The following is a 17822-nucleotide window of genomic DNA, read 5'->3' on the forward strand; positions in this document are numbered from 1 at the left end:
CCTCACTGCTTCAGGTCTTCGGGATTGATCTTGGTGAAATCGACCAGCGTGCCCAGCATCTGGAGATAGGCGACCAGGGCGTCCATCTCTGTCACCTGTTCCGGCTTGCCGTCGAAATCGCCCAGATGCGCCTTGGGATAGCGGGCCAGCAGCGGGGCCGTATCCTCGTCGGGCAGGGCGCCCGCCTGGACCTTCAGATCCTTGCCGGCATTGGCGATGTCATCTTCGGAATAAGGCACGCCCAGCGTGCGCAGCGTCTTCAGATGCTCCGCCGCATCGTCGAAATTCAGCGGCCGGTTCAGGAACTGATAGGTGGGCATGATCGATTCCGGCACGAGGGCGCGCGGATTGTTCAGATGCGCCACATGCCAGTCGTTGGAGTATTTGCCACCAACGCGGGCCAGATCGGGGCCGGTACGCTTCGACCCCCACTGGAACGGATGGTCATACATGCTTTCCGCGGCCAGGCTGTAATGGCCGTAACGCTCGACCTCGTCCTTGAAGGTGCGGATCTGCTGGCTGTGGCAGAGATAGCAGCCTTCGCGGACATAGATGTTGCGGCCCGCCAGTTCCAGCGGGCTGTAGGGGCGAATGCCCTCCACCCGCTCGATGGTGGTTTCCACGGTGAACAGTGGCACGATCTGCACCAGACCACCGATGGAAACGGTGATCAGGGTCAGGACGGCCATCAGGATAACGTTCTTTTCGATGATCGCGTGGGAGAACTTCATGGTTCCGTCCCCCTTATTCGGCTGCCACAGCGGCACCCTGCGTCGCCGGCGCCAAGGCCGGGCTGCTGGTGACCGTGCGGATCAGGTTGATGACCATCAGGATGGCGCCGGTCAGGAACAACAGACCGCCAATGCCACGGATGATGTAGTAGGGATGCATAGCCTGCACCGTCTCGACGAAGGAGTACTGGAGGAACCCGTATTCGTCATAGGCGCGCCACATCAGGCCCTGCATGATGCCGCTGACCCACATGGCGGTGATGTAGAAGACGATGCCGACGGTCGCGGTCCAGAAGTGCCATTCCACCAGACGGGCGGAATAAAGCCGCTGCTTCTTCCACAGAACCGGCACCAGATAATAGATCATGCCGAAGCAGATGAAGGCGACCCAGCCCAGTGCACCGGAATGCACATGGCCGATGGTCCAGTCGGTATAGTGCGACAGGCCGTTGACCGCCTTCACCGACATGACCGGGCCTTCAAACGTGCTCATGCCATAGAAGCCGACGGCGGTGACGGAGAAGCGCAGCGACGGATCGGTGCGCAGCTTGTCCCAGGCGCCCGACAGGGTCATGATGCCGTTGATCATGCCGCCCCAGCTGGGCATCCACAGCACCACCGAGAACACCATACCCAGCGTCTGCGTCCAGTCGGGCAGCGCCGTATAGTGCAGATGGTGCGGACCCGCCCAGATATAGAGGAAGATCAGTGCCCAGAAATGGATGATCGACAGGCGGTAGCTATAGATGGGCCGCTGCGCCGCCTTGGGGATGAAGTAATACATCATGCCCAGGAAGCCGGCGGTCAGGAAGAAGCCCACCGCATTGTGCCCGTACCACCACTGGATCATGGCATCCTGCACGCCGGCCCAGGCCACATAGGACTTGGTACCCGTCAGGCTGACCGGCAGCGCTGCATTATTAACGATATGCAGCATGGCGATGGTCAGGATGAAGGCCAGATAGAACCAGTTGGCCACATAGATATGCGGCTCACGGCGCTTGATGATGGTGCCGACAAACACGACCAGATAGACGACCCAGACGATGGTCAGCCACAGATCGACATACCATTCCGGCTCGGCATATTCCTTGCCCTGGGTGATGCCCAGCAGATAGCCGGTGGCGGCCATGACAATGAACAGCTGGTAGCCGAAGAAGATGAACCAGCCCCATTCGCGTCCGCCAAACAGCGGCGCGCGGCAGGTGCGCTGCACCACGTAAAGCGACGAACCGATCAGGGCGGACCCGCCAAAGGCGAAGATCGCGGCGGATGTGTGCAGCGGGCGCAGCCGCCCGAAGGTGGTCCATTCCAGGCCCAGGTTCAGGTCGGGAAAGGCCAACTGAAAAGCGATATAGACACCGGCGGCGAATGCCGCGATGCCCCAGAACATGGCGGCCACGACGAAGGCGCGGACAACGTCCTCGTGATACGCCTCGACGGGAGCGGTCGTTTGGACCGTGCCCCCATACGCCCCGTCGGCGATTGCTACACCCATGACAAACCCCCGGTGTCGGCGGAAATTTCTTGATAAGGACCGGACCCATGCCCGATCCCCGACCCTGCCTTCATGGGCCATGCCGGGGGCATGCGCATTGACATGCATCAAGGCGGTGATGGTTCGGGCGCGGAACATCAAGGTGACGCCGGATCAAGGGGGTGGGAGAGTACCGCTATCTTCGCCACTCGCTTCGTCATCCAGGCGAACGCAGAGATGACGAAGAGATTTTCACACCCCTAATATTCACCAAAAGCATAGCCCCCCTTCCCAGCGCCTGAAAACCTGCCATACTCAAGAAAAGCCGCGAAAAGCGAAGCTCAGCGAACTATTGGGGGTGGAAATGACTGTCGACCATGAAGATGATGCCGGCTCCGTGCCGGTATTCACCGGCCCGGTGCCCCATATCCGTCACGTTTCCGTGGACCGGCCCTGGCATTGGCTGCAACTGGGCATGGCCGATCTGGGGTCCGCCTGGCGGGTCAGCCTGACCTATGGCGCGATCATCGCGGCCTTCAGCCTGGCGCTCACCCTGCTGGTGGTGGGGTCCGGGCATGTCATGCTGATGCTGCCCCTGACGTCGGGCTTCACCTTGGTGGCCCCGCTGATCGCGGTCGGGCTTTACGCCACGTCGCGCGATATCGGCGCCGGCCGTGTGCCCGATCTGGGCCGTGCCCTGCAGGCATGGAAGGTCAACCCGCTGCAGGTCGGGTTCCTGGGTGTGCTGTTGCTGCTGCTGCACCTGTTCTGGGTGCGGGTGGCGACCTTGATGTATGCCCTGTTCTTTGCCGACCTGTCGCCGACCCTGGACAGCCTGACCGCCACCCTGTTCCAGAGCGGGGCCAGCCTGCCCTTCCTGATCGTGGGCACCATCATCGGTGCCGCCTTCGCCGCTGTGGCTTTCGCGGTGTCGGTCGTGTCCATCCCCATGCTGCTGGACCGTCGCACCAACGCCTTTACCGCCATGGCGACCAGCATCACGGCGGTGCGCGTGAACTTGCCCGCCATGGCGCTCTGGGCCTTCATCATCGTCTTTTTGACGGGGGTGGGCATCGCCACCATGTTCGTGGGCCTGATCGTCACCCTGCCTTTGATCGGCCATGCCAGTTGGCATGCCTATAAGGATCTGGTGACGGAGGGGTGAAGCCTTCTCCCGTTCCCTCAGTCGCCGGGCGGGCGCATCCGCGCCCTTGGCTCACGGCGCATGGGCGCCGGGCTGGCAGTCGCCAGCCTCCAATCAGCCAAGGGCAAGCCCTCGGCTGATTGGCCTCACCCCTCCCAAACGACATGCACCAGCCGATATCCCTTCTGCTTGATCACCCGCAGCAGGGTGGCAATGGCGTCCGCCGTGGGTTTGTTGGCATCATGCATCAGGATGATGCCACCGCCCTTCTCGTCCAGCGCCTTTGACAGGCGCTCGGCCAGCATCGGCGTCGTGTCGGCGGGCTGCCAGTCGGTGATGGCCAGGTCGATGGAGAACACCGCCACCCCGTCGCGGGCCAGCGCTTTCATCAGCACCGGCGTCTCCTCCAGGAACGGAAAGCGGTATGAGGCAGCGGTCACGCCGAATAGCCGCTTATAGGCGGCCTGCGTGCGCGCCAGATCATCCAGCTGTGCGGCCTCGCTCAGCGTGCCCAGATGCGGGTGGCTGTAGCTATGGATACCCGCCGAATGCCCCTCCGCCACGGCACGCCTGGCAAGGTCGCCATGGGCATCCAGATTGCCACCCGTCATGAAGAAGGTGGCCTTGGCGCATTCCGCCTTCAACGCGTCCAGAACCTGTGGCGTCAGCACTGGCACCGGCCCATCATCAAAGGTCAGCACCACCTCGCCCTTCTCCAGCCCCAGCAGAGCTGCATGCTGGACCGTGCCGAAGGCCCCGCCAGCCCCCCGCTTCAAGGTGATGGTCCGGCTGGTGCCCAGCGCATCCGGCCCACACGCGGCCGCCGCCACCGCCGTCCCAGCCCCCATCCCCACCAGCACCACGGCCAGCATCAGCCCCCTGATCACCCGCATTCCATCCTCCCGGCTTATTGAAAATTGTTAGCGTTAACGTAACCCAATCCAATCACTCGATCCAGCCCGCTGGCTCTCACTGCCCTACACACACTAGACAACGTTGTCAGATACCCCCGAACATGCTATCCACAACAAGGACAGCACAAGGGGGCAACGTACCCCTGCGGCGCGGAGGGAATGTTCTTTGACCGATATTCAGCAGAATGGCGCGGCCCGCCCCCTTCCGCGCGTGGCGACGATCTTTGACGTGGCGCGGGTGGCCGGTGTCTCGACCAAGACGGTCTCGCGTGTGCTGAATAATGAGGCGCGGGTGGCCGATGACACGCTGGCCCGCGTGCGTGCCGCCGTAGCCGATCTGGATTACCGGCCCAATCCCAATGCCCGCTCGCTGGCGGGCCGCCGCTCCTACCTGATCGGCCTGTTCTATGACAACCCGTCGCGCAACTACATGGCCGACATCATGGGGGGCGCCATCAGGCGATGTCAGGAAAAGGGCTATCACCTGCTGACCGAACCGTGCGAGGCGGACGACCCCAACCTGCCGCGCCTGATGGTGTCGGTCGCGGCCCGTTTCCGGCTGGATGGCCTGATCCTCACCCCGCCCATCGTGGACCGACAGGACGTGCTGGACGCCATTGCCCAGGCCAATGTACCCCTGATCCGCATCGCACCCCGCACCGACCCCGCCCGCACCCCGCATGTGCATATGGACGATGAGGCGGCGGCAAGGCTGGCGGCCTATCATCTGGCCGATCTGGGCCATACGCGGCTGGGCATGATCCTGGGCCATCCCGACCATGGGGCGGCGGAACTGCGCCAGCGCGGCTTCATGGATGCTGCGGCTGAACGCGGCCTGACCCTGTCGCCCGACCATATAATGCCCGGCGATTTCAGCTTCGCGCGCGGCTTTGCCGCCGCCGAGCAGCTCCTGGCCCTGCCCAACCGCCCCACCGCCATCTTCGCCGGCAATGACGACATGGCCGCCGCAACCGTGGCCGCCGCCAACAAGCACGGCCTGCAGGTCCCCCGCGACCTCTCCGTCATCGGCTTCGATGACAGCCCCATCGCCCAGGTCATCTGGCCGCCTTTGACCACCATCCGCCAGCCCACCATGGCCATGGCCGCCGCCGCCGTCGACCTCCTGATCGGCGACAGCGACCCCGAACCCGTGCGCCAGCTGGGCTTCGAACTGATGGTCCGGCAGTCGACGGGACCGGTGGGGGGGTAACGCCGGCACGGCTCCAACGTTCGCCGAGTGGGTGAGGAGCAAGAATAATCCAACGCCAGAATCCGCCCCTCGCCCACGAACGTGGGGGAGGGAGGGGCCCTTTGGTGCCAGCCAACGGGAGGGAAGGGTCCCTCACCCCACCTCGACCAGCTTCGCCGCAATCGCCGCCGGGGCCAGCACATGCATGGCCCCGCCGCGCTCAATGGCGACCCCCGGCATGCCATGCACCACTGAGCTGGCGGCGTCCTGGGCGATTGTCACCGCCCCCAAGGTACGCAGGACGCATAGATCGTCGGCGCCGTCGGCCCCCATACCGGTCAGCAGCACACCGATGGACCGCCCGCCATACTGCGCCGCCACTGACCGGAACAGGTGCCCCACGGCGGGGCGCAGGCCGGCCTCGGGCGGGCTGTCGATCAGCTGGATACGGCCATAGGCGTCCACGCCCATATGTCGGTCATCGGGTGCGACATAGACATGGCCACCCATGACCTCTTCCCCATCGCGCGCAACCGTGACTGGTAACGCGCATCCGGCATCCAGCCAATCTGCGAAACCCGTTACGAAGCCGCGCGCGATATGCTGCACCACCAGGATGGGCAGGGGAAATTCCGCCGGCAGGGCGCTGAGGATGGTCTGCAGCGCGATGGGCCCGCCCGTGCTGGCCCCGATGGCCACCACCCGCGCCTTGTCCCGCGGGCCGCTACTGGCCGCCGCCGCGACGGCGGCCACCCGTTCGGCAATGGCCGGCGCGCGTTTCCAGCGGCGCACGACCTTCACTTCCGACATCAGGCGGACCGAGGTGACCAAGGCCTCGGCTTCCCGCTCATGATCATCATGGCCCAGGCCCGCCGGGCGGCGGATGAAGGCCAGGGCACCCGCCTCCACAGCCTTGAAGGTGGCCGCCACCTCGTCCTGCACGGCGCCGCTGACGATGACGATGGGGACCGGCACCGTCTCCATTATCTCCCGCGTGGCGGAAAACCCGTCCAGGCCCGGCATATGGATATCCATGGTCACCACGTCCGGCTTCAACCGGCGCACCGCCTCCACGGCAGCAGCACCATCCGAAACGGCGGCCACGACCTTGATGTCTGGCTCGCTTTCCAGGATGGCAGTCAAGAACACCCGGATGGTGGGCGAATCCTCAGCGACGAGAACCTTGATCACGCAGAATATCCTCAGATCAGGCGACCGATGATCTCCAGCAGGTCGCTCTGGTCGAAACTCTTTTTAACGATATAGGCACTGGCGCCGACATCAACCCCGCGCTCCCTATCCTCTCGCGTTTCCAGCGAGGTGATCAGGATGGCCGGTATCTCCGACAGGCGGGGATCTTGGCGGATACTGGCGATCAGTTCGAAGCCGCTCATGCGCGGCATTTCCACGTCCGACACGACAAGATCGAACATCTCACCGGCCAGGACGTTCCACGCCTCCATCCCGTCCACACAGGTCCGCACCCGGAACCCGGCGGCTTCCAGCACATGCTTGAACAGGGTGCGGGCCGTGATGCTGTCCTCGGCAATCAGGATGGACTTACGTGTCGGCGTCGCATTGGCCGTGACCGGTCGCGCCGAACGGGCCTGAAAATCGGGACGCAATGCCGCACGCAGTAGGTCATGCACATTCAGCACGAAACCCAGGCGCCCCGATGGCAAAGCCACGGCACCCGCCACGCCCGGCACCCGCGTCAGGGGCCAGGCCAGCGGCTTCATCAATATCTCACTCTCGCCCAGGACCGTTTCCACCTCCACGGCCAGCCGCTGGCCGGCGGCGGCAAGCACCACATAGGCGCGGAAATCCCCCGACGGTCCCGTGCCGGGCAGGTGCAGCAGGTCCGACAGCCGGACCAGCGCCAGGGGCCGCCCGTCGATGCGCAACATCTCCCGGCCTTCCACCATCTGCACTTCTGCACTGGCCACGCGCCCCACGCGTTCAATGCGGTTGGTGGGCATGGCATAGACATTGCCGCCCACCGCCGTCATCACCACCCGGAACGCCGCCATGGTGACCGGCAGCAACAGGCGGAAAACCGTCCCCTGGCCCGGCTGGCTTTCCACGGTAACGGTGCCGCCCAGCCGCTCCACCTTCTCCTGCACGATGGCCAAGCCCAGGCCGCGCCCGGATATATCCGTCACCCCGTCGCTGGTCGACAGGCCGGATTGAAAGGCCAGGGCCATGATCTGGTCGGGCGCCAGGCCCGCCGCCTGCTCGGCCTCCAGAAGGCCGGTCTGCACCGCCTCCTGGGTCAGGCGGCCCAGATCCATGCCCTTGCCATCATCGCTGATGGCAATCTCCGCCCGCCCGCCATCGCGCTGGCTGACGGTCAGCGATATGGTGGCCCGCGCCGGCTTGCCCGCCGCCATCCGCTCCTCGGGCCGCTCGATCCCGTGATCAATGGCGTTGCGCGCCAGATGCAGCAGCGCCTCGCGCAATTCCTCCTGCACGCGGCGGTCCAGCTCCAGCTCCTGGCCGGCCAGCTCCAGCTGTATATCCTTACCCTGCCGGCGTGACAGGTCACGTAGATCCTGGGCAACAGGCTCCAGAAGCGTGCCGGCGGGCAACATCAGAACCTGTTTCGTGCCCGACAGAAGGCTGTCGACCCCCTTGGACAGGCCGCGCACATCATGGTCGGCTTCCAGGGCCAAACGGCTCAGCTTCGTTGCGACCCAGGCCAAGGTCTGGGCGTCATGCTCGGCCTGTTGCGCGCTGTCCAGGCGCTGGCGTGTGCGCATCCTGTCCATCAGACCGGTGCCCAGCGCCTTGATCTCGGCCACCCGTTCCCCGCCCGACAGCTTGGCGTTGATCAGTTCCTCGGCCTGATGCAGCAGGAAATCCAGCCGTTCGATCGGCACGCGCAGGGTCTGGCGTGGCCCCGCCACAAACGGTTCCTCGGCCTGCACCCGCTTCGCCGGGGCCGGCGGCGGTTTGGGCGGGAGCGGCGGCTGCTTGGGCGCCTCCACCACCGGGGCTGACGGCGTGGGTGGTGCCGCGGCAACAACCGGTGCTGCCGCCTCCCCCTTGGCCGCCCCTTCCAGGCGTGCAATCAGCGTATCCAGTCCCTCTACGGGCGGCGGGCTGTTGCCGTTCACCTCGTTCGGGACCATGCGGCGCAGGGCCGCGAACCCGTCGGCCAGCACGGCCACCACGCCCGGCCCCAGCCGCAATTCCCCACGCTTCAGCAGGGCCAGCAGCGACTCCATGGCATGACACAGCGCCACCAGATGCGACAGGTTGACGGTGCGCGCCGCCCCTTTCAGCGTGTGAACCTCGCGAAAGGTCTTCTCGATCAGCTCCCGCGCCCGCTGCTCGCTGACGCCGGCCTCCAGCTCACGCAACGACACGGCCAGCGAACCGACATGTTCCTCCGCCTCGACCATGAACATGGCGAGCAGGCGTTGGAAAAGCTGTTCGTTACGGCTGTTCATCAGGCTGGCTCCAGACCGGTCACGCCTTGTACTGGCCGACCAGCGCTTTCAGCTTGTGCCCCAGCGCGTTCAGGTTATGGGCCGCCGTTTCCGCCTGCTTCGTGGCGATGGTGTTCTGGCTGCTGGCCTGCCGGATACTGTCCATGGCCAGGGCCACCTGATCGATGCCCACCTGCTGCTGCTGGTTCGAGGCGACGATCTGGGTGCTGGCCTGGGTGGCCAGCGCGATATTCTGGGCCAGCCGCTCGATGGATTGGCCCGCCTCCTGCGCCTGTTTCACGCCGGCATCGACGGCCTTGCTGCCCTGTTCGGCCGCCAGAACGGCGGTGGCCGTGGCCTTCTGGATATCGCCCAGAATGGCGCGCACCTGGGCCGTTGCCTGCTTGGACTGTTCGGCCAGGCTTTTCACCTCTGCGGCCACGACCACAAAGCCCTTGCCCTGTTCGCCGGCCCGCGCCGCCTCAATGGCGGCATTGACGGCCAGCAGGTTCGATTGTTCGGCCAGATCATTGACCGAGGCCACGATGGTACCGATGGCCTGGCTCTGCTCCGACAGTTTGATCACGGCCTCGGCGATGGCGCCGATCTGCTCGCGCACCAGGGTGATGCCCGCCACCGATTGTTCGACCGACCGTTTGCCCGTCGCGGAGATCTGGGCCGTGGCCTGGGCCGTTTCGGCCACATGCCGCGCCTTCTCCGTCGACAGCTGCGAGGTCTTGCGCACTTCCTCCATGGTGGAGCTGGTTTCGGCCAGCGCCGTGGCCGTTTCGGCGGCGGATGCCGACACCTGGGCGGTGGTCGACACGATCTGGCTGCCCGCCGTGCCCAGCACGTTCACCCCTTCCACCAGTTCCTGGATCAACTGACGCAGGCCCTTGGTCATGTCGCGGAAGGTGTTGTTCAGAATACCGACCTCGTCGCTACGGTCGGATGGCGGGATATCGTTGGTCAGGTCGCCCTTGCCGATCCGTTCCGCCGTCGCCGTGATCTCGCGCAGCGGCGTGACGATATTGGCCGACAGGAACACGCCCGACAGCAGCACGATGACGGCGGCCAGCAAGGCACCGCCGATCACGGCCAGATTGGCCAGCCGCGTGCTTTCGGCCTTCTCCGCCTCGCGCTGATCCAGAAGCTGGTTTTCAATGTCCAGCATCACCTTGATGGCGGCGCGGAATTCCAGCATGGCCTGCCGGCCCGTATCGCTGACGATCAGTTTCTGTGCCGCTTCGAACCCGTCGCGGCGGCGGGCGTCGATGCGGATCAGCGCCTCGTTCAGGCGGTTGCGCGCCGCCTGCTCCACCCGGTCTAGGTTGCGCATCTGTTCGGGATTGTCGCTGATCAAGCGGCGCAGCTGCGGGACAAGTTCGTCCAACTGCCGGCGGCCATTCTCAAAGGGCTGCAGGAACGTGTCCTGGCCGGTGATGACAAAGCCGCGCTGGCCGGATTCGATGTCCTGCACGGCGGACATGATCTCGCCCAGGTGGGTCTTCACCTCATGCGTATGCACGCTCCAGCGCGCGGCCTCGGTCAGACGGGCGGTGGTGTCCAGCGACACCCAGCCCACGCCCAGCACGACCAGCAGCAGCAGCCCCAGGCAGCCCCAGATCTTCTTGCCCACCGTGATCTTCATTTAAACGCTCCCCCGCGTGCCGGCCGAACCGTCCGCTGCAATGCCCGTCAGGGCACCATCCTCGAAAAACTGTCCGGCATCCAGTACCAGCGTATCCTGTTCGGATACACCAAGATAGAAGCGGCGATGGCCATGCACCGTCGCCGGCACCGGGTCCAGCCGGACGCGCGACACGGCGCGCAGGCCCCGGATACCGTCGGTGATCAGGCCGACCGTGCGGTTGCGGTGCTGCAACACCACCAGATGCCCGTCGCCATCGCTTTTGCCGGTGCCGATCAGGGCCTGGAAATCCAGAACGGTCAGCATCTCACCCCGCAGATGCACCACGCCCAGCGCCCAGGCGGGCGCATGCGGCACGGGTGTGGGGGCCAGATCGGCGGTCACCTCGCGTACATGCCGGCTGTCCACCGCCATGGGCTGGCCCCCGATCTCAAATTCCAGGATGCGGATTTCATCCGATGCGGCAGGGGGGGCCGTGGCGGCACGGGCCAGCCGCTCCGCGCGTTCGCGCAGACGTCGGTCCACCTCGGCCGCGTCGGGTTCAAACCCGCGCTCCAACCCTTCCATGGCCGCCTGGATGCGCTGATGCATGGCGGCCCAGTCAATGGCACTTGTCGCGGCCTGATCGCTCATGCCCCTACCTCCGCACTGGCCACCCGCACGATCTCTGTCAGACGGCCAACCGTCAAGCCATCACCGTCGGGAAGTGTTTCCTCCTGCGCCCGCGCGGAAAGCAGGTTGAGGGCATTGCGGTAGCATCGCCGCGCCTCCGACTTCTTGCCATCGGCCACCGCCAGCCCGGCCAGCGCCACATGTGCCAGGATATGATCGGGGTCCAAAAACAGGGCGCGCTTCAGCGACTCCGACGCCCCGCGCGGGTCGCCCACCTCCTGCCGGATCATGGCCAGCAGGTAATGGCGCTCCGGGGTCAGCCGGTCCACGGCCAGCGCCCGGCGGCAGCATTCCTCCGCCAGATCCAGCCGTCCTTCATTCGCATACAGCCGCGCCAGCAGGGTCAGGGCCTTGCCATCCCCTACCAGACCCGGATCACCCAGCAGCAGCGCGATGGCCGCCGCATTCTCGCCCCGCTGATACAGGGCAAGCGCCTCATCCAGCGGCCCCAGCACCTCTTCCACCGGCACCGCCGGCGGCGGTTCCGGCAAGGGCGGTACCGTCAGCAGCGGCAGCGGCGCTTCCAGGGGCATGTCGGGCAGCGGCGGCAGGGTGAAGGGCACCAGCGGCGGCGACTGCGTCTTGCGATAGATGGTGGCATCCAGCAGCCCGATATTGGCCAGCGGCTGGAACAGCTCCGACGATCCCTCCACAGACGCCGCCACCAGCCAGCCGCCATCAACCAGCGAATGCTGCAGGTTCGACACCACGCGCCGCGCCGTGCCCGTGCTGAAATACATCAGGACATTGCGGCAGAAGATGATGTCCATGGCGTTGGTGTTGTTCTGCACCGACGGGTACAGATCTTCTGCCAGATTGTGATAGGCGAAGCTGACCATGCGGCGGATGCGGGGGATGATCTCCCACCGCCCGCCGCGCGGGGTGAAATAGGCGCGGCGGATTTCCGGGTCGATGCCCCGGAACGACCAGTCGCCGTAAACCCCCTCGATGGCCTTGCGCAGGGAGCGCGGGTTGATGTCGGTGGCCAGGATGGTGATGTTCCATCCCGCAATGTCGGGGATCAGCCGGTCCAGAAGGATGGCCATCGTATAGGCCTCCTCCCCCGTCGAGCAGGCCGCACTCCAGATACGCAGATATTTGCCGTGCACGGCCCGGCGCTGCGCGATCAGATCGGGCAGGATGCGGGTGGCAAGGGCATCGAAACTGGCCGGCTCGCGGAAGAAATAGGTCTCGCCGATGGTCAGATAGCTGGCCAGCGTCTCGATGCCAGCCCGGTCCACGGCGCCGGACAGGAAATGCCGCATGCAGGCATCACCATCGGCAAAACCCAACTCGGTTGCCATCTGTGCGACGGCCCGCTCCAGGTCGCCCCAGCGTTCGGGCGCGTAATGCAGCCCCATGCGTGCCGCCAGAAAGGCACTGAACTCCTCCAACAGGACAGAACCGGACCCGGCCTGGATCAAGATGCGCTCTCCCGCGCCATTGCCGCATCCAGGGCGCCCTGTTCCTCCATGGACAGGAACCGGTCCAGGTCATGGATGAAGACCGGCCCGCCGGGCAGCGCCGTCACCGCCTCAAAATAGCCGCCCGCCGGCACCACATTGTCGGCGGGGATCAGGCTGTCAGACGGCTGCCGCAGGGTGCCGTCGACATGGTCGATCCACAGCGCCACCGATTGCCGCGCCAGCCGCACCACCACCAGCCCATCATCCAGGCGCGGGGACCGCACCGCCATGCCCAGGCGGGCACGCACGTCCAGCACGGGCAGGAACCGGCCCCCGACATTGATGACGCCCGCCACCACCGCCGGCGCACCCGGCAGGGGCCGGAAGGCGGCCATGGCCGTCACCCGCTCCACCTGACCCAGGCGCACAGCAAAGGGCCGTCCGTCCAGCGTGAACAGCAGCAGATCGACCATGGCATCCGCGTCCACCGCTTCTGCGGCCCGCACGGCACCCATTGCACCCTCCCCTGGCGGCGTTGGTTCAATCCTACCTTATAGGCTGAAAACCGGGGCCGTATGCCAGCCCCTTTCACTGTCCATGAGCATAGTTGCCAATCAGGACCGGGTCACCCCATTGCCTTTCCCCGTTCCCGGCGCGACAACCAATACATCAACGCCCAATCAAGAAAGAAATCCATGCGCCACCGCCTCGCCCCCTTATTGCTGGCCTGCCTGTCCGCCCTGCCCGCCACCGCTGAACAGCTGACCATCGACCGGGTGGTTGCCAGCCCGGCTTTGTCCGGGGCGGCGCCGCGCGGCGTGGAATTCTCCCCCGACGGGACCCGCGTCACCTATCTGGAACGCGCCGCCAGCGATGCCAGCCGCCGCGACCTCTGGGCCTATGACCTGACGCAGCGCAAGCCCGTGCTGCTGCTGGACAGTGCGGAATTCGCCGCCGTGCCGGAAAGCGAGGAGGAACGCGCGAGGCGCGAACGTCAGCGCATCCCCGAAACGGGCGTGACCGAATATGTCTGGGACAGCCAGGGCAAGGCCGTTCTGGTGCCGAAATCGGGCGATATCTGGCTGAAGCCGCTGGACGGCCCCGTCCGCCGCCTGACCCGCACGCCAGACGCCGAAACCGACCCGAAATTCAGCCCTGACGGCAGCCACATCGCCTATGTCCGCGACGGCAATCTCTATGTCCAGGCCCTGGCCAAGGGCGTGGAGCGGGCTATCACGACCGATGGCGGCAACAACGCCATCCTGAACGGCATGGCGGAGTTTGTGGCGCAGGAGGAGATGGACCGCGACACGGGCTATTGGTGGTCGCCTGACGGCAAGTCCATCGCCTATGCCCGCGTCGATGAAAGCAAGGTGCCGCTGGTCAACCGCTACGATTACGGCGCCGACGGGGTGAAAGTCATACCACAGCGCTACCCGTTCGCAGGCGGACCGAACGTTGCCATCCAACTGCTGGTGGCCCCCATTGACGGGTCTGCCCCGCCCGTCACCATCGACCTTGGCCCCGACGCCGATATCTATCTGGCGCGGGTGAACTGGAAGCCGGATGGCGGGCTGGCCGTGCAGCGCATGTCGCGCGATCAGAAGCGTCTGGACCTGCTGTTCGCCGATGTGAAGACGGGCCGCACGCGGCTTGCCCTGTCCGACACCAAATCCACCTGGGTAGACCTGCACAAGGACCTGTATTTCCTGGCCGATGGTCGCTTCATCTGGTCGTCTGAACAGTCTGGCTGGCGCCATCTCTACCTGCATGACCGTTTCGGCAAGCGCCTGCACGCCATTACGCGCGGCAAATGGCCGGTACAGAACCTGGCCGGCGTCGATACCAAGGCCGGGATCGTCATGTTCACCGCCCTGAAGGACGGCCCGCTGGAGCGTCATGTCTATACGGCCCGCCTGGATGGCCGCGACGCCGGCAGCCCCCGCCGCGTCAGCCAGGGCGAGGGCTGGCACGGGGCCGTCCTGGCCGATGCTGGTGGTGCCTGGCTCGACAGTTTCTCCAGCCCCACCCAGCCGCCACAGCTCTCCCTGCGCGACCGCGACGGAAAAGTGCTGACCTGGCTGCAGGAAAACAAGGTGGAGGGGGCGCACCCCTACGCCCCCTATCTGGCCAACCATATCAAGCCCATCTACGGCACCCTGAAGGCCCCGGATGGGGAGACCTTGCACTGGTCCATGCTGAAACCGCCCGGCGTGGACGCGGCCAACCCTGTGCCTGCCATCATCTACACCTATGGCGGCCCCACTTCCCGCGTGGTCACCAAGGGCTGGGGCAGCCGCACGACGCTGTTCCTGCAGGCGCTGGCCCAGTCCGGCTATGTCGTCTTCATGCTGGATAACCGGGGCACGCCTGGCCAGGGGAAGGACTTCCTGGACCAGATCTACAAGGGCTTCGGTACCATCGAAAGCGATGATCAGGCCCTGGGTGCCAAGTATCTGAAAACTCTGCCCTTCGTGAAGGGCGAGCGCATCGGCATCTATGGCCATTCCTATGGCGGCTACAACACGCTGATGAGCCTGCTGCGCCATGGCGATCTCTATGCCGCCGGCGTCGCCGCCGCCCCGGTTAGCGACTGGAAGCTTTACGACACCTTTTACACTGAACGCTTCATCGGCATGCCCGACGCCAAGGGTGGGGTCTATGAACGGGGCGACGCCACCAAGCTGGCGGACAATCTGTCAAAGCCGCTGCTGCTGATCCATGGCATGGCCGACGATAATGTCTTCCTGGACAATTCCGTTCGCATGGCCGCCGCCTTGCAGCAGGCGCGCAAGCCGTTTGACATGATGTTCTATCCTGGCGAACGCCACGGCTTCTACGATACCAACCTCGCGGCCCATTACTATTTGTCCGCCAAGGCTTTCTTTGATCGGGAGTTGAAGGGGAGGTAAGGGGTGCTGCAGACTGAAGCGCGCCCCATCATCCGGGCGAAAGCCGGGACCCAGCGCGAGCAGCGATAGCTGCGACGTGACTCATATCGGCGCTGAACGCGTCTTAACGCTGGGTCCTGGCTTTCGCCCGGATGACGAGGAAGTTGACGAACGGAGAGGGCAATGACTGTTTTCTTTTCCCCATTGCCTCAAATTACCCTCAACCCCCTGTTCTGTTGATTCCATCCTTTCAGGATTCATTGTTCAGGGGCCAATTTTCCCAATTATCCCAAATCCTTAACCCCCCTTCCTGTGCCACCGTATACGGCTCTGTGTGCCATATCTTCTGAGTCCTTGTGCCAGATCACCCGGCTTCATGTGCCATTCTGCCCGGATTGCTGCGCCATATCTCACGGCCTCACCCTCAATCCTGTGCCATAATGCACGGCCACCCTCTCAAGCCTTGTTGAGAGTCCAGGGTTTCTGCGGTTTTCGCCCCTCTGTTTGTGCCAAAACTTACGGGTTTGATGCCCTGGAAAGCCCGTTCCTAGGACCGCACCCCCTGCCTGTGCCGGATTGCACGGGCGGCGCAATCCTTTCTGTGCCAGATCTCACGCGTCCGATTCTCCCGCGATTCTCCCGATTCCGCCATCCTGTGCCAAAGCTCACGCCCACATCGCGCTGCATGTCCCGTTACTGTGCCGGAACGCACGGGCGGGAATCGGGGATTTTGGTCCTCTCTGTGCCATCTCGCACGGGTCCAATGATTCGCGCTTGATCCTGTGCCCCGGCAATGTTGCTGTGTCACAGTGACATGGGTCACTGGTTCTTTGGCACTGAAACGGGTGCCCGGTGGGGGGACGTATGGCGGTGCAGGCAAATGCGGTGAAGGCGGAAATGGCCCGCCCGCGCGTGACGGGCAATGTGCTGGACCTGTCCACCGACCCTACCCTGCCCAAGCCGCGTACCCAGATTGAGGTGATGGAGACGGGCAATGGCCTGACCCTGGCAGACCGCAAGCTTTTCAATGTCTTGCTGGCCTATAGCTGGGACAAGCTGTCCGATCCTGATGCCCCCCTGCCCCCGTTTCGCGCCTCCACCGCCGACCTGCGCCGCGCCATCGGTGATGATACCGAAAGCAACAATGTCCGTCTGCGTCAATCCTTTGACCGGTTGATGCAGACCCTGGTGCGCTTCCCCTATTGGAGTGAGGCTGACCAGCAGCTGAAGGAGGGTGGTTCCCCCCTGTTGGCCTTCCGTGCCTTGCCGCGCGGGTCGGGCTATGCCGAATGGGAATTTCCGCCGAAGCTGCGCCCCCTGCTGGCGAAGCCTGGGGCCTGGGCGCGCATCCATCTGGCCATCTGCGCGCAGTTCTCCTCCAAATACTCGCTGGCCCTCTATGAGCTGTTGAGCCTACGGGCAAATCTGCGCGAACCGCGATGGGAAGTGACGCTGGACGATCTGCGCGAAAGCCTGGGCTGTGCCGACAAGATGCCGAATTACGCGCATTTTCAGCGGCGCGTGCTGGACCCGGCGGTCAGCGAGATCAATGAGCTGTCGGGGCTGGTCATCGACTATCAGGAACTGCGCTCCAACGGTCGGGGCCGCAAGGTTGAAAAGTTGCTGTTCGACGTAAAGAAAAAATCGAACAGCGAGCTGGTGGCCACCGCCCGTATCACTGAATTTGCCAAGGCCCCCGTGGGCCGCGCCACGCCCGCCAACAGCGCGCGGGATCAGGACACGCCCGATCTGGAGGATGGCCGCACCGACCGCGAGCGTGGCCCCGCCGGCACCCTGGGCCTGATCCAGCGTGTGTCGCTGGCCGTGATTGAGGAGCTGGTGGCGCAGTACCCGGACGTCGATATGCAGACCGCCATTTTCAGCTGGGCCGAATGGGCCATGCGGCAGAAGGAACCCTGCCGCAACCCGTCGGCCGCCTTCCGCGCCTGGCTGGAAAAACTGCACCCCGCCGTCTCCGCCCCGGTTCGTCTGACGCCGGAGGGGTCGGAGCCCCCTGCCCTCACGCCAGCCGCTCAACGCGCTCTGCAATGGCTGACCGGCGAACCCTATGCCGTGCGCGCCAAATGGTTCCGCAAGGCCCAGACCCTGGGTGCCCCCGACATGCGCGCCGCCACAGCGCCGGAGAATATTGGCCGCTGGGTGGGGTTGGTCGCGGATGAGGTGGTGAAGGGCTTGCGGGTCTGAGTAGCTACAAAGGCCTCCCTTTCGTCATCCCGGCGAAAGCCGGGACCCAGAGGCCAAGTGTCCGAACTATAGGCAGCGTCAATCAACGCAGCGGTAACTTTGGAGCCTGAT

General features: G+C 64.9%; 13 protein-coding genes. 4 read left to right on the forward strand and 9 right to left on the reverse strand.

From position 1 onward, the window contains the following. Positions 1-2: 2 nt before the first annotated feature. Together ccoO and ccoN are read right to left on the reverse strand one after the other, a co-directional pair. Positions 3-731: a cytochrome-c oxidase, cbb3-type subunit II gene (ccoO, locus tag C0V82_RS21620; protein WP_102114538.1), complete on the reverse strand. Its 729-nt coding sequence runs from the start codon at positions 729-731 to the stop codon at positions 3-5. A 13-nt stretch (positions 732-744) separates the two neighbouring features. After that, the gene (gene ccoN, locus C0V82_RS21625; protein ID WP_102115135.1) at positions 745-2229 is read right to left on the reverse strand and encodes a cytochrome-c oxidase, cbb3-type subunit I; all 1485 of its coding nucleotides are present in this window, start codon (positions 2227-2229) and stop codon (positions 745-747) included. A gap of 343 nt (positions 2230-2572) precedes the next feature. Between ccoN and C0V82_RS21630 the strand changes: the two genes are divergently transcribed. Next, on the forward strand, positions 2573-3373 hold the full coding sequence (locus C0V82_RS21630) for a DUF2189 domain-containing protein (protein WP_102114539.1): 801 nt from the start codon (positions 2573-2575) through the stop codon (positions 3371-3373). Between the two features lie 125 nt (positions 3374-3498). On the opposite strand, the gene C0V82_RS21635 is transcribed toward C0V82_RS21630, so the two are convergent. Beyond that, positions 3499-4245 (reverse strand): polysaccharide deacetylase family protein, encoded by a 747-nt coding sequence (locus C0V82_RS21635; RefSeq protein ID WP_102114540.1) that lies wholly within the window; start codon positions 4243-4245, stop codon positions 3499-3501. Between the two features lie 187 nt (positions 4246-4432). Here C0V82_RS21635 and C0V82_RS21640 point away from each other — a divergent pair, with 187 nt between their 5' ends. After that, positions 4433-5476 carry a LacI family DNA-binding transcriptional regulator gene (locus C0V82_RS21640; RefSeq protein WP_245924299.1) on the forward strand — a complete coding sequence of 348 codons (1044 nt, stop codon included), beginning with the start codon at positions 4433-4435 and terminating at the stop codon, positions 5474-5476. A gap of 132 nt (positions 5477-5608) precedes the next feature. Here the strand turns inward: C0V82_RS21640 and cheB are convergent, their stop codons facing one another. Genes cheB through C0V82_RS21670 form a run of 6 tightly spaced genes read right to left on the reverse strand, consistent with a single transcriptional unit; the run spans position 5609 to position 13130 of the window. Continuing rightward, positions 5609-6646, reverse strand: a complete 1038-nt coding sequence (gene cheB / locus C0V82_RS21645; protein WP_102114541.1) for a chemotaxis-specific protein-glutamate methyltransferase CheB — start codon at positions 6644-6646, stop codon at positions 5609-5611. Positions 6647-6657: 11 nt separating this feature from the next. Further along, entirely contained in the window at positions 6658-8907 is a 2250-nt protein-coding gene (locus tag C0V82_RS21650; RefSeq protein WP_102114542.1) for a hybrid sensor histidine kinase/response regulator, read from the reverse strand. Positions 8908-8926: 19 nt separating this feature from the next. Beyond that, positions 8927-10537, reverse strand: a complete 1611-nt coding sequence (locus tag C0V82_RS21655; protein ID WP_102114543.1) for a methyl-accepting chemotaxis protein — start codon at positions 10535-10537, stop codon at positions 8927-8929. Next, the gene (locus C0V82_RS21660) at positions 10538-11170 is read right to left on the reverse strand and encodes a chemotaxis protein CheW (protein WP_102114544.1); all 633 of its coding nucleotides are present in this window, start codon (positions 11168-11170) and stop codon (positions 10538-10540) included. Beyond that, positions 11167-12633: a CheR family methyltransferase gene (locus C0V82_RS21665; protein WP_102114545.1), complete on the reverse strand. Its 1467-nt coding sequence runs from the start codon at positions 12631-12633 to the stop codon at positions 11167-11169. The genes C0V82_RS21660 and C0V82_RS21665 overlap by 4 nt, the downstream gene beginning before the upstream one ends. Beyond that, complete coding sequence (locus C0V82_RS21670) at positions 12630-13130, reverse strand: chemotaxis protein CheW (RefSeq protein ID WP_102114546.1); 501 nt, start codon at positions 13128-13130, stop codon at positions 12630-12632. Before C0V82_RS21670 ends, C0V82_RS21665 begins: the two co-directional genes overlap by 4 nt. Before the next feature lie 180 nt (positions 13131-13310). On the opposite strand from C0V82_RS21670, the gene C0V82_RS21675 reads away from it, so the two are divergent. Both C0V82_RS21675 and C0V82_RS21680 read left to right on the forward strand, forming a co-directional pair. Then, positions 13311-15527 (forward strand): S9 family peptidase, encoded by a 2217-nt coding sequence (locus tag C0V82_RS21675; protein WP_158660125.1) that lies wholly within the window; start codon positions 13311-13313, stop codon positions 15525-15527. A gap of 843 nt (positions 15528-16370) precedes the next feature. Beyond that, positions 16371-17711: a replication initiation protein gene (locus C0V82_RS21680; protein ID WP_102114548.1), complete on the forward strand. Its 1341-nt coding sequence runs from the start codon at positions 16371-16373 to the stop codon at positions 17709-17711. The last annotated feature ends 111 nt before the right edge of the window (positions 17712-17822 follow it).

The sequence above is a fragment of the Niveispirillum cyanobacteriorum genome (genome assembly GCF_002868735.1).
In the GTDB taxonomy this organism is placed as follows: Bacteria; Pseudomonadota; Alphaproteobacteria; order Azospirillales; family Azospirillaceae; genus Niveispirillum; species Niveispirillum cyanobacteriorum.

Coding starts and splice junctions, on each gene's coding strand:
- C0V82_RS21670 (WP_102114546.1), bottom strand. CDS start 13,130: ATGGGTGCCGTGCGGGCCGCAGAAGCGGTGGACGCGGATGCCATGGTC.
- C0V82_RS21675 (WP_158660125.1), top strand. CDS start 13,311: ATGCGCCACCGCCTCGCCCCCTTATTGCTGGCCTGCCTGTCCGCCCTG.
- C0V82_RS21650 (WP_102114542.1), bottom strand. CDS start 8,907: ATGAACAGCCGTAACGAACAGCTTTTCCAACGCCTGCTCGCCATGTTC.
- C0V82_RS21680 (WP_102114548.1), top strand. CDS start 16,371: ATGGCGGTGCAGGCAAATGCGGTGAAGGCGGAAATGGCCCGCCCGCGC.
- C0V82_RS21660 (WP_102114544.1), bottom strand. CDS start 11,170: ATGAGCGATCAGGCCGCGACAAGTGCCATTGACTGGGCCGCCATGCAT.
- C0V82_RS21635 (WP_102114540.1), bottom strand. CDS start 4,245: ATGCGGGTGATCAGGGGGCTGATGCTGGCCGTGGTGCTGGTGGGGATG.
- ccoO (WP_102114538.1), bottom strand. CDS start 731: ATGAAGTTCTCCCACGCGATCATCGAAAAGAACGTTATCCTGATGGCC.
- C0V82_RS21655 (WP_102114543.1), bottom strand. CDS start 10,537: ATGAAGATCACGGTGGGCAAGAAGATCTGGGGCTGCCTGGGGCTGCTG.
- ccoN (WP_102115135.1), bottom strand. CDS start 2,229: ATGGGTGTAGCAATCGCCGACGGGGCGTATGGGGGCACGGTCCAAACG.
- C0V82_RS21630 (WP_102114539.1), top strand. CDS start 2,573: ATGACTGTCGACCATGAAGATGATGCCGGCTCCGTGCCGGTATTCACC.